The following is an 18,130-nucleotide window of genomic DNA, read 5'->3' as shown; positions in this document are numbered from 1 at the left end:
GAAGGCCGCTCAGCCTATTGCAGCCAGCTTGCGCCGCACCGGCGGAATCCTGTCGCTTTGCTGGGCCTGACGTTTGGCCTCCCACTGGAGCGCTGTGCGAACGATTGTCGCCAGATCGTCGAAGCGGGGACGCCAGCCCAGTTCCGACTGGATACGCGACGAATCTGCTACCATGGTCGCAATATCGCCCGCGCGGCGCGGACAATGGATGATCGGGAAATCACGTTCCGATTCCCGCTGTACGGCCTGCAGGACGTCCAGGACCGAATAACCGACGCCATAACCGCAATTGAGCGTGCGGGTGCCGCCACCGGCGCGCAGATGCGCCATGGCCAGCATATGGGCGTCGATCAGGTCGCTGACATGAATATAGTCGCGGACGCCGGTGCCATCGGCGGTCGGGTAATCCGTTCCGTAAACTTCCACCTGGTCGCGGCGACCGGTTGCGGCTTCACAGGCGACTTTGATGAGGTTGGCCACGCCCGTGGGCGAAGGCCCGGCGCGGCCCTGCGGGTCGGCTCCGGCGACGTTGAAATAACGCAGCGCCACATAGTTGAAGTCATGCGCCTGCACGACATCGCGCAGCATGATTTCAGAGGCGAGTTTCGACAGGCCGTAGGGGTTTTCCGGGCTGAGGATCGCGGTTTCAGGAACCGGGCCATCAAAGGGCTGGTTTCCATAGACGGCGGCTGTCGAGGAGAAGATGAAATTGCGGATGCCATGGGCGACCGCCGCAGCGACGAGGGCGCGGGTCGTGCCCGTATTGTTTTCGTAATATTCGAGCGGCTGGCTGATCGATTCAGGAACGCTGACAGAGCCTGCGAAGTGGAAAATGGTCTCGATCTGGTTTTCTTCGAAAATCTGGTCGAGCAGGGCGCGGTCCGCCGCATCGCCCAGATAAAAACGCGCCGCCGGCGCAACAGCCCAACGCGACCCCGTCGAAAGCCGGTCGACAACAACGACCTCTTCCCCGGCATCGAGCAAAGCCCACACCATGTGGCTTCCTATATAACCGGCCCCACCCGTGACCAGAACAGCCATGACACTACTTCCCTGTTTGCTTTTCTTGAGCTCATCAAAGCCAATAATTCTTCATCATTGATTACTTGCACAGCGAATACGCGACCAATGCCCCGCCCCATTTAAAAGGTGGCTTACGATTGGTTAGCGCAATGAAGTGCTTTTTATCTATTAGTGAAAATGTTCTCATAAATGGAACAAGGAGCGCATATCACAGAAAATCCCCCACGTCGATGGTTGCGCCGTGGGGTTGCAGTTTTAGGTCTTCGCTGTGATTTTGTTGTCGATTTCCCTACCGCAGCGCGATCCCGGCGCGGCAGGAGAAACCATTGCACGGAAAGCCGACGCTTACCTGCCGAGGATATAGGATGCCAGCCGGCCGGCCGCGTCTTCTATCTGCCTGGGGTTGCGCAGGAAACAGGCGCGGAGAAACAGTTCTCCTCCCGGGCCAAAGGCCGTGCCGGGCGCAAGACCAACCCCGGTCTTGTCGACGATATCCAGCGCCGTCGCCCGGCTGTCCGTCACGCCGTCAATCTTGAGGAAAGCATAAAGGGCGCCGTCCGGCTTAAGGGTTTCCACACGGTTCGTCGCGATGAGCGCATCGCAGAGAATGTCGCGGGATGTCAGAGCGCGTTCGTAATTCTCCCGGACGAAACCATCGCCGTGATCGAGGGCGGCGACCGCGCCGCGCTGCATGAATTGCGCCACGCCTGAGGTGGAATATTGAATGAGATTCTCGATCACCTGACCGATGGCAGGCGGGGCGACAAGCCACCCGACGCGCCAGCCGGTCATGGACCAGTTCTTCGAGAAGGAATTGGCGAAGACGATCTTGTCGTCCGGCTCCATGACGTCGAGGAAGGACGGCGCACGGCTGCCGGAATAATGATAGAGCGCATAAATCTCGTCAGCGACGATCCACAGATCGTGTTTGCGGGCGAGAGCCAGAACGTCGCGGAGATTGTCGAGCGTCGCCGTCCAGCCGGTCGGGTTGGAAGGCGTATTGATGAAAAGCGCCTTCGTCTTATCCGTGATCGCGCTTTCCAGCCTGTTGATGTCGAGATCCCAGCGGCCGTCGCGGAAATCGATACCGACCGGAACCGCCTTCGCACCCGCCACGCCGATGGCGGCGACGATATTCGGCCATGTCGGAGACAGATAGACCATTTCGTCGCCCGGCGAGGTCAACGCCTGCACGGCTAGCACGATGGCCTGCATACCGGAACCGGCAGCGTAGAAATGCTCCGGCGGCAGCGACGCTGCGAAATGGCGCTCGTAATAACGGCTCAGCGCCTGGCGCAATTCGGGAATGCCGCGCTGCCAGGTATAGAAGGTTTCGCCTTTGTTCAGCCCATCGATGGCGGCCTGATTGATGAAGTCTGGGCTCGGCAGATCGCCTTCGCCAACCCAAAGCGGCAGGAGATTGTCCCGCCCCCGGGCATAATTCACGACTTCAACAATGCCGCTCTCGGGAGCCGCCAGAGAGCGCGCACTCAGACTGTTCAAAATGGACATTAAAGACACTCCGTTTGGTGCCTTCTTATCGCATCGAACCAGCCGTGTGCATGATATTCCGTGAGGAGATCATGGATTTTCTTTATGGGTCATCCCCGGTAGGAACAAGCCGGCCGCATGGGCCGGCACATCAGGCCGGAGACGATGGCGACAATCAACGCGTCTTCAGCAGATCGCGGATTTCGGTGAGGAGCTTGACGTCTTCCGGCGGCGGTGCCGCTTCCGCCTTTTCTTCAACTTTCTTGCGCTCAACGGAGGTGCGCAGCGTGTTAATGCCCTTCACCATGAGAAAGATGATCCAGGCCAGGATAAGGAAGTTGATGACGGCGGTGACGAAGCTGCCGTAAGCAAAAACGGCACCCTGAGCCCGTGCGGCTTCCAGCGAAGGCGCGGTGACATTTGCACTCAAGGGCAGGAAGTAGTTCGAGAAATCGAACCCTCCGAAAATCGCGCCCACGATTGGCATAATCAGATCGTTCACGACAGACTCAACGATCTTGTTGAAGGCTGCGCCAATAATCACTGCCACGGCCAGATCCATGACATTGCCGCGGGCAATGAAGGTTTTAAATTCGTTAAGCATTCAGATTGTCCCTCTCTCCTGCTTCGCGAGCTGAAGCTATGTGACTGTCCCTACGGGTTAAACCATATAGGGTACGGGCTTCATTTGGAATCCGCGGGATTGCATTTATTAGCTTTTTTGCACGCTCGCCTTGAACTTTATGCTCAGACCGCGCTCATTCTCAACGGCGCGGAATTCGCCTATGCTTGATATCAGGGAATTCTTGCATGGGGAGGATGCGTGCTTCCTGGGTGGATCATATTCGGTTCGGCCTTCGCTTATGTCCTGCTGCTGTTTGCGGTTGCAAGCTATGGGGACAGGAAGAGCCGCAAAAGAAACGCTCCGAACAAGGGGCGTCCGTTCGTCTATGCGCTCAGCCTGGCGATCTATTGTACCTCCTGGACGTATTTCGGCGGTGTGGGGCTTGCGGCAGACAGGGGGCTGGAATTTCTCGGCATCTATACCGGCCCGATCCTTGCCTTCACCATCGGCATGCCGATCATCCGCCGCATCGTCGAACTGGCGAAAACGGAAAAGCTGACATCCGTTGCGGATTTCATCGCCGCCCGTTACGGCAAGAACTCCACAGTGGCGATGATCGTCGCCATCATCGCTCTCGTCGGCGCCATTCCCTATATCGCTCTGCAACTGAAAGCCGTTTCCAGCTCGGTGGCGACGATGGTCGATCCCGGCGATTACGGCATTGGCAGCGGCAATCTTTATTTCCTCGATCTGCCGCTGGTCGTCACCATCGTGATGGCGGGGTTTGCCGTCATGTTCGGCACCCGCCACACCGATGCCACCGAACATCAGGACGGGCTCATTCTGGCGATCTCGATGGAATCGCTGGTCAAGCTCGTCGCCATGTGCACCGTCGGCTTTTATGTGCTCTTCGTGCTCTTCGACGGTCCCGTGCATCTGTGGCAGCTCGCCTCCGATAACGAACAGGCCATGCGGGCCATATCCTATCACACGCCCGTCAGCCGCTGGATCGTTATGACACTGCTTTCCGGCTTCGCCATCATCCTGCTGCCGCGCCAGTTCCACGTCACCGTGGTTGAAAACCGCACGCCGCAGGAGCTGCGTATGGCGGGGTTCCTGCTGCCGCTTTATCTCATCGCGATCAACATCTTCGTGCTGCCGATAGCGCTGGCCGGCATTCTGACGCTCGGCGCCAATGGCGATGCCGATCTCTATGTGCTGCAATTGCCGCTCAATCACCAAATGCCGGTCGTGTCGCTGATCACCTTCATCGGTGGATTTTCGGCGGCGACCGCGATGGTGATCGTCGCCTCGGTGGCGTTATCGATCATGATTTCCAACGATATCGTCATGCCGATCTTCCTGCGGCAGAAGCTCCTGAACCGTTCTCCGCACCGGGACGACTTCGCCAAGACGCTGCTCAACATCCGCAGGACGGCAATCTTTGCGGTGCTGCTTCTGGGCTATGGCTATTATCGCGCCGCCGACAGCGCCACGGGCCTCGCCTCCATCGGCCTTCTGGCATTCGCCGCCATTGCGCAGATGGCCCCTGCCTTGTTCGGCGGGCTGTTCTGGCGGCGCGCCAATGCGCGCGGCGCAATCGCCGGCTTAAGTTCCGGCTTTTTCGTCTGGGCCTATCTGCTGTTCCTGCCAAGCTTCGGCGGGCCGGATAATTCCGAGGTCGCGGCGAATATTCTCGGCTTCCTGTTTTCCGGCAGCACGGTGTTCAATGGGCCTGAAGCCGACCCGTTCGTGAATGCGGTCATTCTCAGCCTGCTCGTCAACAGCCTTGCCTTCGTGCTCGGCTCGCTTTCGCGCAATCCGAGGCCGGTGGAGCGCATCCAGTCCGGCATCTTCGTCAAGCGCCACTCGAAATCGCAATTTGCGACACGCGGCTGGAAAACCCGTGTCAGCGTCGGCGACCTCAAAAGCGCGGTGGCGCGCTATCTTGGCGAAGAGCGCATGCTGCGGTCACTCGCGACCTATGAAAAGACGGCGGGCAGGAAGCTCAATGACGATCAGCCGGCGGACATGGCGCTGATCCATTTCTCCGAACAGTTGCTGGGCAGCGCCATCGGCTCCTCCTCAGCCCGCCTGGTCCTTTCGATCATTCTTCAGAAGGCGGAAGATACCAGTGCGGACACGGCATGGCTGCTCGATCAGGCAAGCGAGGCCCTGCAATATAATCAGGACATGCTGCAAACGGCGCTCGCCCAGATGGATCAGGGCATTGCGGTTTTCGACAGTTCGCAGCAGCTGACCATCTGGAACCGGCGCTTCCGCACGCTGCTGGATTTGCCCGAGCAATTCGGGCAGGTCGGCGTACCGCTGACGGATATCGTTTCGATGCTGCAGGAACGGGGCGATATGCCTGATGGCGACACGAATGAGCTGATTACCAGCTTCCTGACCATGGACCTGCCCTTCTCGCTGGTGCTGGCGGGCGGCGAGCGCATCATCGAAGTGCGCTCCAACACCATGCCGGACAAGGGCATCGTCGCCACCTTCACCGATATCACCCAGCGTGTGGCGAGCGATCAGGCGCTGAAACAGGCAAACGAGACGCTGGAGCAGCGCGTGGCGGAGCGAACCGTGGAGCTTACCCGCGTCAACCGGGAACTGGCAGAAGCGCGAGCATCCGCCGACGAGGCTAATATCGGCAAGACACGGTTTTTCGCCGCCGCCGGCCACGATATTCTCCAGCCGCTGAATGCCGCCCGCCTCTATTCCTCCTCCCTGGTCGAACGGCTTGGCGCATCGGGAGAAAGCGATCTCGTCCACAATATCGATTCGGCGCTGGAATCGGTCGAAACCATTCTCGGCGCGGTTCTCGATATTTCCCGTCTCGACACCGGCTCGATGAAGGCGCGCATGACATCCGTGCCGCTGAATGAGCTGCTGAAACGCATCGAAACCGATTTCGCGCCGATGGCGCAGGAAAAGAACCTCGACCTTGTGGTCATGCCAACCTCGCTCACGGTCCGCTCCGACCCCAATCTCCTGCGGCGTCTGATACAGAATCTCGTTTCCAACGCCATCAAATACACCTTGAAGGGCAAAGTGGTCGTCGGTGCGCGCCGCCGGGGCGGCGAAGTGGTCATTCAGGTGACGGATTCCGGTATCGGCATTCCCTCTTCCAAGTTTCGCACTGTCTTCAAGGAATTCGCCCGATTGGACGAGGGCGCAAGAACAGCATCCGGCCTCGGGCTCGGTCTTTCGATCGTCGATCGGCTGTCGCGCATGCTGCACCATCCGGTACAGCTGATTTCCACCCCCGGAAAAGGCACGACCTTTCGCATCCACCTGCCGCGCGAGGCGGATCGCCTCGTACCGGCCAAAGCCGATAGTGGAATAACCCGTCGGGCAGCCAGCGACCGCCTTCAGGGCGTCCGGGTGCTCTGCATCGACAACGAGCCGAAAATCCTCGAGGGCATGACGCTGCTCTTGACGGGATGGGGTTGTGAGGTTTTACCCGCAGGTTCCGTGGCGACGCTTGAGGAACCCTTCCTCACTTTGACCCAAGCTCCAGACGTCATCGTCGCCGATTACCATCTGGACGATGGCGACGGCATCAGCGCCATCCGCCTCATCAGGACATTTTACGGCAAGACGATCCCTGCCCTGCTGGTGACGGCGGATCGCAGCCCGGAAGTGCGCAGTGATGCCGAAAAATACGGGATTTCGGTTCAGCACAAACCGGTCAAACCGGCGGCGCTGCGGGCCTATATCAACCAGATATCCAGTACGGTGCGCGCAGCGGCCGAATAAAAACTCCCGGACCTTGCGATCCGGGAGCGGTTTTTGACCTTCAAAAAACAGACCTATCAGGCCGCCTGATTGTACCGATCCCTGCCGGTCGCCGAACCCTGCTCCATCTGGAACCGCTGCACCAGATCGAGCAGCGCTTCCACCTCGCCGGAAAGCACCCGGCTGGCCGCGCTCGACTGTTCGGCAAGCGCCGCATTCTGCTGCGTCATCTGGTCCATCTGGTTGACGGAGCTGTTGACGTTATGAAGCGCGGAGGACTGGTCCTGCGTCGCCGTCGCGATGGTTTCGACATGCTGGCTGACGGTAACGATCTGCTGGCTGATGGCGGAAAGAACCGTGCCCGCCTCCTGCACCAGCTTCGAACCGGAGCTGACCTCATGCGTCGACTGGTTGATGAGCTGCTTGATCTCGCGGGCCGCGTCGGCGGAGCGCTGGGCAAGCTCGCGCACTTCCTGCGCCACCACGGCAAAACCCTTGCCCGCCTCACCCGCACGCGCCGCCTCGATGCCGGCATTGAGCGCAAGAAGATTGGTCTGGAAGGCGATGTCGTCGATGACCTCGATGATCTGCTCGATCTTGCGCGAGGCGTCTTCGATGCGGCCCATGGCGTCGACGGCGTTGCTGACGACCGAACCGGAGCTGTCGGCGCTCTGCTTGGTGATGCGCACGGCCTCATTGGCCTCCCGCGCCCGCTCGGCCGACGATCTGACTGTAACCGTGATTTCGTCCACGGCGGCGGCGGTTTCTTCCAGCGAGGCGGCCTGATTTTCGGTGCGCTTCGACAGATCGACCGACGATTGCTCGATTTCAAAGCCGCTATGCTGGATGATGAGCGTGCGCTCGCGGATCTGCCCCAGCGCATCGCGCAGGTTGAGAAGAGATTCGTTGAAATCCGTGCGCAGACGATCAAGACGACCAGCGAAAGGCGTCTCGATCGTGCGGCTCAGATCGCCACGCGAGAGCCTGCCGAGACCCGAAGCAATCTCACTGACCGCAAACTCGATCTGTCCGTCGAGCTCCTGTTTCTCGGCGTCGTTGCGGTGACGTTCGGACTCGGCTGCGGAGCGTTCCTCGGCGCTTTTGCCTTCAATCGCCAGTTTCTCGATCGCATTCTCGCGGAAAATCACCAGCGCACGGGCGATGTTGCCGAATTCATTGGTGTTGGTGGCATAGGGGATCGGCGTGTCGAGATTGCCGTCCGAAAGGGACTTCACCGCATCGGTCAGCTTGCCAAGCGGCTGAAGCGTGCGCTTGATGACGAAATAGGCCAGCAATCCGACGCCAAGCATGGCGAGCGCGCCGCAGATCAGCATCATGTCGCGCAGGCTGTATATCTGCGCATCGTAGACATCCATGGGAACGCCCACGAACAGGATGCCGACGGTTGCGCCGGTCTTGTTCGTAACCGGCATATAACCGGTCATGTAGCTGGTGCCGAACAGCGTGGCGGTGCCAAAATAGGCCTCACCCTTGGAGACTTTCGCAAAAGCGGGATGATCGGTAGCAAGCTTGGTGCCGGCTGCTCTCTCGCCCTTTTCGTTCTTCAGATTGGTGGTCATGCGAATGAACTCGCCGCCCTTGGCTTCAAACACGGTAGAAATACCGCCGTTACCGGCTGCGGTGCGGTCGACGAGATCATTGTCGCGCATCGTTCCGATGCTGGCGCGACCCACACTTTTGAGGTCCCCATCCACCATTTCGAGGGCGACGCCGCCGACCTTCAGTTCGTAAAGGATCGCCATGCTGCGCATTGCGCTGTGCGTATCACGCAGCGCGGTGGTGATGATGTTGTCCTTCAAGCGAATGTAGGTCGAAAAACCAACTGCCGCCACGCTGAGCGTGATCAGGCCGATCGTCAACGCGACGACCTTGCCGGCAACGGACTTAAAGAGCCGGTTGTGCATGAAACAGTTCCCCAAAGCCAAACTTATAAAAGTTCTAGTAGGCAACTGTTAAAAAAACGCGAAGCGTCGATAGCGCCTTTTAGGGTGGCACAAGCCGGCCGGCCTATGAGGGACGGGAAAACCCGTCCGCCATCAGTGGATATAACCGAGCCGGATGGCCTTGGCGATCGCCTGGATACGGTTGACGGAATCGAGCTTGATCGTCGCCGAACCGAGATAGGCGTTGACGGTGTGCACGGAAAGCCCGAGCTTGACCGCGATTTCTTCGCTGATACGGCCGTCCCCCGCCAGTTGCAGACAGGCGATTTCCCTCTCGCTCAGCGCTTCCGAAGGCGCCGCCTTGCGCTCGTCCAGCGCCAGCATGTCCACCATGATCTCGCAGCATTTGATGTGCTGTTCGATCACGACCTCATTGTCGAGAACGAGGTTGGTGCCGCAGAAGACGATGTAACCATTGCCGATGGTGCCGAGCCGCACCGGGAGCGCCAGCCCCGCATAGGGCAATGTGTCATTTTCGATGCGGCGCAGAAGTGCGGGCACATCGGGAAGATCGGCAAAGCCGCCGGCATTCTTGTTGCGCCAGATGACCGGCAGGAGCGATGTCTCGATATGATCGAGAAGAATGTCGCCGACGGCGCGGATGAACTGCGCGCTCTGCTCTGCGGCATTCATGCCCCAGTTTTCCAGCTCGCAGGTCAGCTTCTTCTTGTTCGGGAAACCGGAAGCCGCAGCCTTCGTCACCACGAAATTTCGCGCGCCGACCAGCTTCTGCATGGCGACGAGCTTCGGAAAAAGATCTGACCGGCTCGTCACGACAGGGCTGCGGTAAAACATGCCAGTCTGACCTGAACCCTCATTGTCTTTCGTCTGTACCATCCGTCCGACCATTATACGAGGTTGTTGCGCACGGCGTAGGCAATTGCCTCCGAGCGGGTTTTCGTCGCGGTTTTACGCATCACGCTTGTAATGTAATTATTGATCGTATTGCGCGAAATGCCAAGGATCATCGCAATTTCATCGCTCGTCTTGCCTTCCGCGATCCAGAACAGGCATTCGAGCTCGCGCTCCGTGAGATCGATATCGCGCACGGTTTTTGCTTCGCTGGCAATGCCGAAGCTGACGCAATAGCCCGTCAGCAGGGCGATTTCGCGCAGCCGTTCCGGCGAAGGCACCGCTTCTTCGGGAAACAGCAGCAGCAGCGAAAGCCGGATGCGTCCCACACAGAAAGACAGCGCCGAATATTGCCGGTCTATGCCGTAGGGGACAGAAACATCGTCTGGAAGGAAGAGCAGCCGCGGCTGCAGAAGCGAAAGGCATTTCTCCATTTCGCTCGATCTGTTCTGGCTGTTGGCCAGTTCGACACCAAGCCTGCGGACCAGATCGAAAGGCCAGTCGGAGGTGACGATGAATTTCAGTCCGGTTTCTTCGAGAAGATCATCCCGCGCCAGCAGATAATGCGAGGCGCCAGCGTAGGTTACGAGCAGATCCAGTGCGCCTGCAACGTTACCGGCAGCAGCCGTGGCTGCGACGTTTTTAGCAAGCTGATCGCGCGGCAAGGGTTTACCCATGCCCTCCATAGGCTTGGCAGACAGCCTGCGGATATCAACATCGACTTTCAATCGCCTACGCCCTCTTGCTCCCAGTGGGAGATTATACCTCGGGATGGAATCATTCCATTCGAGAAGCTTACCAAAATGGGACGGCAAGCCCCCGGAGACCGAATCACTTCATTTTATGGAACGGACTGGGATTTGCCATTACCTGACACCAGCCTTTCCACGTATTTCCCTGCTCGTCTATTACTAAAAAAACATACTGAAAAGCTGTTCAATCCATAAACGGCATTCTCAGCCAATTCCCAGCAAACTGTATCGTTGCTGAATTTTTTGTAAACACTGTCCTGAAACGAGATTGCCACGGCTCGCCCCCCAAGCATAGCGAAAAGCCCAAAAACGGAAAAAAGGCCGGGTAAAACCGGCCTTTTCGATATTATGCTGCTTTTTCCACCGCCCATTTGCGCAGGATCTTGGCGGCTCTTTCCTCGCTGATTTCCACCATGCGGGAGAGCCTGCGTTCCGGTCCTTCGCGAACCCGGCGGTTGAATGTGCCCTCGCCATCGCCGCCCGCCAGAAGGTCGTCGGTGCTGTCGAAGCCGAAATCCGCCCCGAAACCTTCCATGAGACCGCCTGCGCCCGCATCCATGCCGGGAGAGAAATCCGGCAGTTCGAGACCGGCGGCCTCCTGGCTGAGCTGACCTGCGGCGGCACCGTTGCCGCTCACCGTACGGACCAGAGGGCGTACACCGAGCCAGACGACAAGGAAGGCGACCGCGACAAAGGCGAGCGAGTTGATGATGCCGGCGGAATTGCGGCTCAGCACTTCCATGATGCCCGGGCCGGTTGCGGCCTCATCCAGCAATTGCGTTTCGAGGAAGTCCATCGCCGTCAGCGAGACGATGTCGCCACGGTCGGAGGAAATGCCCGCTGCCGAGGTGACGATCTTCTGCATTTCGGCAAGATAGGCGTCGATCTTCGCCTGATCGGCGGGCTCGCCGACCATCTTGGCGATCCGGCCCTTGTTGACGACGACCGCGACCGAAATCTTCTCGACGGTGTAGCCGTTCTTGACCGTGGCTACCGTCTTGGAATTGATCTCGTAATTGGTCTGCTCTTCCTTCTTGGCCGACTGGTCGGAGGACTGCGGACCGCCGCCGCCGCCCTGGGGCGCTGCCTGCGGTACGTTCTGTTCCACGGTCGCCGCCGTATCCGGCTGCGTTTCCTGGGACTTCTGGTCTTCCTTTACCGTGCGCACGGAGCGCTCGACGCGCGATTCCGGATCGTAGACGGTTTCCTGAATCTGACGGCTGTCGGTATTCAGCTGCGCCGTGACGCTGGAGCGGAAATTGTCCATGCCGAGGAAAGGCGCCAGCGCCTTGTCGATATTGGTTTCGATTTCCTGCTGCACATTCTGCGCCAGCGTCAATGAGCGGTTCATGGCTGCATTGGTGACATCATCGCCGGAAGCGAGAAGCTGGCCGGTCGAATCAAGCAGGGTCACATCATCGACTTCAAGGCCGGGAACGGCCGAGGCGACGAGGTGGCGGATGGATGCGGACGCCTTGCGGCCGGCCGAAGCACTGGCGCGAATCATCACCGATGCGGTGGGCTTCTGTTCGCCACGGCGGAAATTGCCGACGTCAGGCATGACGATATGGACGCGTGCGGCCGCAATGCCGTCAATCTGCTGGATGGAGCGGCCGATCTCGCCCTCAAGGGCGCGAACGCGCGTCACTTCCTGCATGAAGGAGGTCAGGCCGAGAGAGCCGACATTGTCGAAAAGCTCATAACCGGCATTGGCGCTGTCGGGCAGGCCGCGCTCAGCCAGAAGCAATCTTGCCTTGCTGGTGAGGCCGACGGGAACCTGAAGGCTGGAACCATCGGTCCCCACCTGAAAGTCCAGACCCGATTCGGCAAGCGCAATGCTGATCTTGTTAAGGTCGCTTTTTTCAAGCCCCACGTAGAGGGTCTCGTAAGCGGGACGGTTCACGTAAAGAGCTGCGGCAAGGATGATGGCCATGGACACAACGCCCACGCCGCCCAGCATCAGCAGCCGTGTCTGCCCCAGCGCCGCGACATTCTTTAAGACCTGAGGGATTTGATTTAACAGATTCATTCTGTTCCGCACCGTCATTCATAGAGTCCGAGACCTTTTGGCCCCGTCGTGACAATAGGGTGCGAAGCTTGCGCGAGCGTTGCCTTTCTCCGCATTCCGCGAAGGACGGCAACGCTGGCCGAAATAGTTCTAGAAGAGGTCGAAGTCGCCCGATGCCTTGTCGAGCGGCTGGGCATGGCCATGGCGGAAGGCCGCGCCGAGCGCCTTCTGCATTTCGGCCAGCTTGACGAGGCTTAGGGCGGTGGAAACATCCACGATCCAGTCTCCGGGGATGGAACCGGTGATGGTATCGATGAATTCCGCAAGGCCGCGGGTTTTCTGGACGGCAAGGTCGATGCCCTGCAACAGCTTGACGCCTTCACTGGACAATTGACCGCTGGTCACTTCAAGCAATTGCGGCTCGATGCGCTCGATGAGATAAGCGACGTCGTGCAGTTCCGATACCACGCGCATCAGAACGTCCGGCAGGGCTTCTTCGAACGGAGTGGCGGCGGTGTGCTCTGCAAGCTGCATTGGAAACTCCGTGACTAGAAAAATTCGATGTCGTTGGCGACTGGCTTGGGGGCCGGCACCGGACGCGTTTCCATGGCAACCGTCTTCTGGGTTTCCGCACCGCTGAGCGGATGCTGACGCGCGCGCCCGGAGACCGGCCAGAATTCGATCTTGCGGCCGTGGTCCCCGCCCGTGGAGGAGCTCAAGACCGGAATACCTTCGTCCTTCAGAAACTGCATGGCGAAGATGGCATTCTGCTCGCCGACATTGGAGAAGCTGGCAATCGTCTTTGCGCCGCCGAAAACCTTGGCTTCCAGCCGGTCGCGCCGCGCCCCCTGCTTCAGGAGGCCGTTGATCAGGAGCTCCATGAGATGCACGCCGTAACGAGTGGCATCTCCGCCGGTCACATTTCCCGTTCCCGGCAGCAGGAAGTGATTCATGCCTCCCAGGCCGGCAACGGGGTCTCTCAGACAGGCAGCCACGCACGAACCGAGTATCGTCGTCAGCACCACATCGGGATCGCTGACGACCTTATACTCGCCCTGAATGATATGTACGCGCTTGGCCGCAGCTTCAATCATTTCAGCGATCCGAAAACCGCCTCGATGGCAGCGCGCATTTTGTCGATCGTGAAGGGCTTGGCCAGCACGTTGTTGGCGCCGAGCTGGGCTGCCTTCTGCACCAGTGCGCGGTCGCCCTGCGCGGTGAGGATGATGAAGGCGGCCTTCTTGGTGGTCGGGTTGGCCCTGACGGCGTGCAGGAAACCGAGACCGTCCATTTTCGGCATGTTGAAATCGGAAATGACGAGATGATGGGGCTGCTGCTCCATGATCTTCATTCCCTGCTCGCCGTCACCGGCGGCGGTGATCTGCTTGAAGCCGAGCTGTGTCAGCGCATCGCTGAGGAGCAGCCGGCTGGTCACCTGATCGTCGACGATCAGAACTTTGATCTTTTCTGCGAGAGACATTAGTCAGCACCTTCTTTACGGGCAGTGGTTAGTTTCAGGATTTCTTCGCCGATGGAGGCCAGCGGGAGTTGCTGTTCCACGGCGCCAAGTTCATAGGCCACGCGGGGCATGCCGTAGACGACACATGTTTTTTCGTTCTGGCCGACGGTGCGCGCGCCGGCATGACGCATCTTCAACAGCCCGGCTGCGCCATCGCGGCCCATGCCGGTCAAAATGACGCCGACGGCGTTACGGCCGGCAAGCTCGGCCACCGAATCGAACAGCACATCGACGGAGGGGCGATGGCCGTTGACGGGATCACGCTCGACAAGCCGGCAGCAGGGTGCGGACCGGTTGGCGATCTGCAAATGGCGCTCGCCGCCCGGCGCAAGATAGATCTTGCCGGTCTGAAGACGTGCACCGTCCGTCGCCTCTTCCACCACGGGGGCGCAGATGCGGTTCAGCCGTTCGGCAAAACTCTTGGTGAAGGTCGGCGGCATGTGCTGGGTGATGACGGTCGGCGGGCAATTGGCCGGGAATTTCTGCAGCACGGCGATCAGCGCTTCGACACCGCCCGTGGAGGAACCGATGGCAACGACCTTGCGCCCAGCCCGATATTCACTGACCGGGACCGGCTGCGGCACGGCTGCGGCTTCCGGGCGCGCCGCGCGGTAGGCGGCGTGTTGAGAGCGGGCAGCGGCCTTCACCTTGTCGGCGAGATCACCAAAGGGGCGTGCATCGCCCGGCGCCGGCTTGCCGACACAGTCGAAGGCGCCGATTTCAAGCGCAGCCAGCGAAGCATCCGCGCCGCGATGGGTCAGCGACGAGACCATGATGACCGGCATGGGCCGCAGGCGCATGATCTTTTCGAGAAATTCCAGCCCGTTCATTTCCGGCATCTCGATGTCGAGCGTCACGACATCGGGGTTGAGCTGCTTGATGGCCGCGCGTGCTTCCATGGCGTTGCCGGCCTGCCCAACCACCTCGACTTCCGGATCGGCCTTGAGGACAGCCGAAATCAGGCCGCGCATAGTGGGGCTATCATCGACGACGAGTACCCGTGCGAGTGCGCTCATGCCTTCCTCCCCGAAGCGTGGCCAGTGAAGCGGTAGGTGGTGATGCCCGTATTGTCGAACAGGTTCTTGGCGTCACCGGAGACGCGTTCGGAATGCCCGATATAAAGATGACCGCCTTCCGGCAGCAGCCCGGCAAAACGCGACCAGATGCGCATCTGCGTCGGCTCGTCGAAATAGATGACGACGTTGCGGCAGAAAATGACGTCGAAATTGCCTTTGAAGGGCCATTGCGTCATCAGGTTCAATTCGTTGAAGGTGATGAGGCGCTTGACCTTGTCATCGATGCGGAACTTGCGGCGACCGCCGGCATCGACTTCCGTGAACCATTGCTTGCGCATGGCGGGAGACACGGTTTCGAGCGCATTGTCATCATAGACCCCTGCCCGGGCCTGCGCCAAAATCTTGGGGTCGATATCCGTCGCCAGGATTTTGAAATCGTAATCCGCCGCATTCGGGAACATGGCAAGCACGGTAAGCGCGATGGAATAGGGCTCCTGCCCGTCCGAGCAGGCGGCCGACCAGATGCGGACACGCCCGCCGCTCTTCGCCCGGGCGATGAGGCCCGGCAGGACCTCGTCACGCAGATGTTCGAAATGATGGTTCTCGCGGAAGAAGCGGGTGAAATTCGTCGTCAGGTGCGACAGCATTTCGCGCCGCGCCTGCGCGCCATCCGGCGAGGACACCAATGCGCAATATTCGCGAAAACCCGACAGGCCGAGATTGCGGATATGCTTCGACAGGCGGGAATAAACCAGCGACGCCTTGGTGTCGTTGAGATAGATGCCCGCATCGGCATAGATCATCGCCGCGATTTCCGACAGGTCGCGTCTCGTCAGCGGGTATTCGCCGCTGGCAAGAACCTCGTCGGGAGACTGGCGCTGATCGCTGAAATTAAGTGCTGCCATGAACGATCCGCTCTCAACCCGTCGCCGCAAGCGACATTTCCTGCTTCAGGGGCTGTCCGCGCGAGGCGCTGACGATGGCATCGACATCCAGGATGAGCGCAACGCGGCCGTCACCGAGGATGGTGGCGGCGGCAATGCCCGGAACATGGGTATAGTTGGCTTCCAACGACTTGATGACAACCTGGCGCTGGCCCTGGATCGCGTCGACCATCAGAGCGCGCTGGCCGCCGCCTTCCGATTCCACCAGAAGGGCGACACCTTCGACCGGATCGGCCTGGGTCGGGCGGAAGTTCAGCACGCGGCCGACGTCGACCAGCGGGCAGAAGGAGTTGCGGATGGAGATCAGCCGCTGGTTCGCGCCGAAGGAATGAATGTTCTTCGCTTCCGGCTGCAGGGTTTCGACGATTGCCGTCAGCGGCACCACCAGCGTCTGGCCGGCAACGGTCACCACCATGCCGTCGAGAACGGCAAGCGTCAGCGGCAGGCTCATGGTGAAGGTCGAGCCATGGCCGGGGCGCGAGGAGATGCTGATACGGCCGCCAAGCGCCTGAATGGAGCGCTTGACCACATCCATGCCGACGCCGCGGCCGGAAATGTCGGAAATCTTGTCGGCGGTGGAGAAGCCCGGCGCGAAGATCAGATTGTCGATTTCTTCATCCGTCAGGTTCGCATCGGCGGCGATGAGATCGTTGTCGATTGCCTTCTGGCGAACGCGCTCGCGGTTGATGCCCGCGCCATCGTCCTGAAGCTCGATCAGGATACGGCCCGAACGGTGCTTGGCCGAAAGCTTGATGGTGCCTTCCGGGTTCTTGCCCGCCGCTTCGCGCTTTTCCGGTGTTTCGATGCCGTGGTCGACGGCGTTGCGGATCATATGCGTCAGGGGTTCGGCCAGCTTGTCGATGACCGTCTTGTCGACTTCCGTGTTCTCGCCTTCGGTGACGAGGCGGATCTGCTTGCCGATCATGTCGGCGACTTCGCGGACGATACGGGACATGCGCTGGAACACCGGCTTCACCGGCTGCGCGCGGATCGCCATGACGCTGTCCTGAATTTCGCGCGTCAGCTGCTGCAGCTCGTCGAGGCCCATATTGACGGCAGACGTGCCGCTCGCATCGTTTTCGATGACGCTCTGCGACAGCATCGCCTGATTGATGACGAGTTCGCCGACGAGGTTGATCAGACGGTCGACACGGTCGAGGTCGACGCGGATGGTCTGGCCGGCGCTGGCATTGGCCGCCGCATTGGCATTCGCCTGGGCTGCGGCGGGTGCTGCTGCCGCCTCACGCTTTTCGATGGCCGCATTGACGCTCTGGGCGATCTGCGTCGTCGCAACGGCCGTTTCGACGGCTGCGGCAACGTAGGACGCTTCAGCCGTGGCGGTTTCAACAGCGGGCTGCTCTTCCGGTCCGCTATCGAGGGCCGAAAGATCGAACGGCACCGGGATCATCGGAAGCTCTTCCGCGTCGTCTGCGGCATCCGAAACAACCGGCACGATTTCCAGATCGCAATCCCATTCGGCAAATTCGAAGACGCTGCGGATGCCCTCTTCGCCCTTGTCGGTCGCAATCGAAACCGTCCAGGAAAGATAGGATGCTTCAGGATCGAGCTTGTCGAGCGAAGGCAGCTCCGACATGTCGCAATTGATGCTCATTTCGCCGATGCGCGAAAGATCGCGCAGGAGAAGTGCCGCCTCGTTGCCTTTCGAATAAAGCGACGCATGCGGCTTGAAGGTGATCTGGAAGGACGGCGCTTCCATCAGCGGTGTGGTTTCGTCGGCAAAGTCCGTGAAGGAGAACGGGATCGGCTCGAAACCGCTCTCATCCGTCGGCTTGAGTGCGACGGGTTGCGGCGCCTTGACGGCGGCCGGCGCTGCCACAGGCGCGGAAACCTGCACGGTTTCGCCGTTTGCCAGCGCTTCCAGTTCCTTGACGAGGCCGCGGGTGCGGCTTTCATCGACGCTGCCGCCGTCTCTTGCCGCATTGGTCAGGTCCGCCAGCACGTCGGCGGAGCGTAGCATGACTTTCAAAACATCCTGTGTCGGCTCCAGCTTGTTGGAGCGAACGCAGTCGAGGGTCGTTTCAAAAACGTGGGCGAAGGCCACGAGATCATCGAGACCGAAGGCACCCGCCCCGCCCTTGATGGAATGAACGGCACGGAAAACGGCGTTGACGGTTTCCGGATCGCGGTCGCCGTCATTCAATTTAAGAAGCCCCGATTCCAGTTCCGCGAGCTGCTCCTCGCATTCCTGGAAAAAGATTTCCTTGATTTCGTTCATATCCATCGTGAAA

General features: G+C 59.9%; 14 protein-coding genes. 1 reads left to right on the top strand and 13 read right to left on the bottom strand.

All coding sequences use genetic code 11. From position 1 onward, the window contains the following. Positions 1–9 precede the first annotated feature (9 nt). The 3 genes from galE to mscL form a co-directional block, all read right to left on the bottom strand. Positions 10–1,041: a UDP-glucose 4-epimerase GalE gene (gene galE, locus ACQZ40_RS02410; protein WP_065654470.1), complete on the bottom strand. Its 1,032-nt coding sequence runs from the start codon at positions 1,039–1,041 to the stop codon at positions 10–12. A 327-nt stretch (positions 1,042–1,368) separates the two neighbouring features. Next, positions 1,369–2,535 carry a pyridoxal phosphate-dependent aminotransferase gene (locus tag ACQZ40_RS02405; RefSeq protein ID WP_448747337.1) on the bottom strand — a complete coding sequence of 389 codons (1,167 nt, stop codon included), beginning with the start codon at positions 2,533–2,535 and terminating at the stop codon, positions 1,369–1,371. A gap of 154 nt (positions 2,536–2,689) precedes the next feature. Then, complete coding sequence (gene mscL, locus ACQZ40_RS02400) at positions 2,690–3,118, bottom strand: large conductance mechanosensitive channel protein MscL (RefSeq protein ID WP_448747336.1); 429 nt, start codon at positions 3,116–3,118, stop codon at positions 2,690–2,692. 219 nt (positions 3,119–3,337) lie between these two features. On the opposite strand from mscL, the gene ACQZ40_RS02395 reads away from it, so the two are divergent. After that, complete coding sequence (locus ACQZ40_RS02395) at positions 3,338–6,847, top strand: PAS domain-containing hybrid sensor histidine kinase/response regulator (protein WP_448747335.1); 3,510 nt, start codon at positions 3,338–3,340, stop codon at positions 6,845–6,847. A gap of 56 nt (positions 6,848–6,903) precedes the next feature. Here the strand turns inward: ACQZ40_RS02395 and ACQZ40_RS02390 are convergent, their stop codons facing one another. The 10 genes from ACQZ40_RS02390 to ACQZ40_RS02345 form a co-directional block, all read right to left on the bottom strand. Beyond that, positions 6,904–8,751, bottom strand: a complete 1,848-nt coding sequence (locus tag ACQZ40_RS02390) for a methyl-accepting chemotaxis protein (RefSeq protein ID WP_078051270.1) — start codon at positions 8,749–8,751, stop codon at positions 6,904–6,906. 132 nt (positions 8,752–8,883) lie between these two features. Beyond that, on the bottom strand, positions 8,884–9,585 hold the full coding sequence (gene visR, locus ACQZ40_RS02385) for a transcriptional regulator VisR (protein ID WP_003522758.1): 702 nt from the start codon (positions 9,583–9,585) through the stop codon (positions 8,884–8,886). Between the two features lie 53 nt (positions 9,586–9,638). Further along, positions 9,639–10,370 carry a transcriptional regulator VisN gene (gene visN, locus ACQZ40_RS02380; RefSeq protein WP_065654475.1) on the bottom strand — a complete coding sequence of 244 codons (732 nt, stop codon included), beginning with the start codon at positions 10,368–10,370 and terminating at the stop codon, positions 9,639–9,641. Positions 10,371–10,740: 370 nt separating this feature from the next. Continuing rightward, positions 10,741–12,423 carry a flagellar basal-body MS-ring/collar protein FliF gene (gene fliF, locus ACQZ40_RS02375; RefSeq protein WP_065654476.1) on the bottom strand — a complete coding sequence of 561 codons (1,683 nt, stop codon included), beginning with the start codon at positions 12,421–12,423 and terminating at the stop codon, positions 10,741–10,743. 129 nt (positions 12,424–12,552) lie between these two features. Next, positions 12,553–12,936 (bottom strand): chemotaxis protein CheT, encoded by a 384-nt coding sequence (gene cheT, locus ACQZ40_RS02370; RefSeq protein ID WP_448747334.1) that lies wholly within the window; start codon positions 12,934–12,936, stop codon positions 12,553–12,555. A 14-nt stretch (positions 12,937–12,950) separates the two neighbouring features. Continuing rightward, positions 12,951–13,496, bottom strand: a complete 546-nt coding sequence (gene cheD / locus ACQZ40_RS02365) for a chemoreceptor glutamine deamidase CheD (protein ID WP_003522762.1) — start codon at positions 13,494–13,496, stop codon at positions 12,951–12,953. Beyond that, a complete protein-coding gene (cheY2, locus tag ACQZ40_RS02360; RefSeq protein ID WP_003503467.1) occupies positions 13,493–13,882 on the bottom strand; it encodes a chemotaxis response regulator CheY2 in 390 nt (129 codons plus the stop codon). Before cheY2 ends, cheD begins: the two co-directional genes overlap by 4 nt. After that, positions 13,882–14,937, bottom strand: coding sequence for a protein-glutamate O-methylesterase CheB (gene cheB / locus ACQZ40_RS02355; RefSeq protein ID WP_065654478.1), 1,056 nt, complete (start codon positions 14,935–14,937; stop codon positions 13,882–13,884). Before cheB ends, cheY2 begins: the two co-directional genes overlap by 1 nt. After that, the gene (gene cheR / locus ACQZ40_RS02350) at positions 14,934–15,842 is read right to left on the bottom strand and encodes a protein-glutamate O-methyltransferase CheR (RefSeq protein WP_003522764.1); all 909 of its coding nucleotides are present in this window, start codon (positions 15,840–15,842) and stop codon (positions 14,934–14,936) included. Before cheR ends, cheB begins: the two co-directional genes overlap by 4 nt. 13 nt (positions 15,843–15,855) lie before the next feature. After that, positions 15,856–18,123 (bottom strand): chemotaxis protein CheA, encoded by a 2,268-nt coding sequence (locus ACQZ40_RS02345; RefSeq protein ID WP_448747333.1) that lies wholly within the window; start codon positions 18,121–18,123, stop codon positions 15,856–15,858. Positions 18,124–18,130: the final 7 nt, after the last annotated feature.

It is taken from the genome of Agrobacterium sp. 16-172Ci (assembly GCF_053522725.1).
This window is presented reverse-complemented; position numbering and strand designations above follow the sequence as displayed.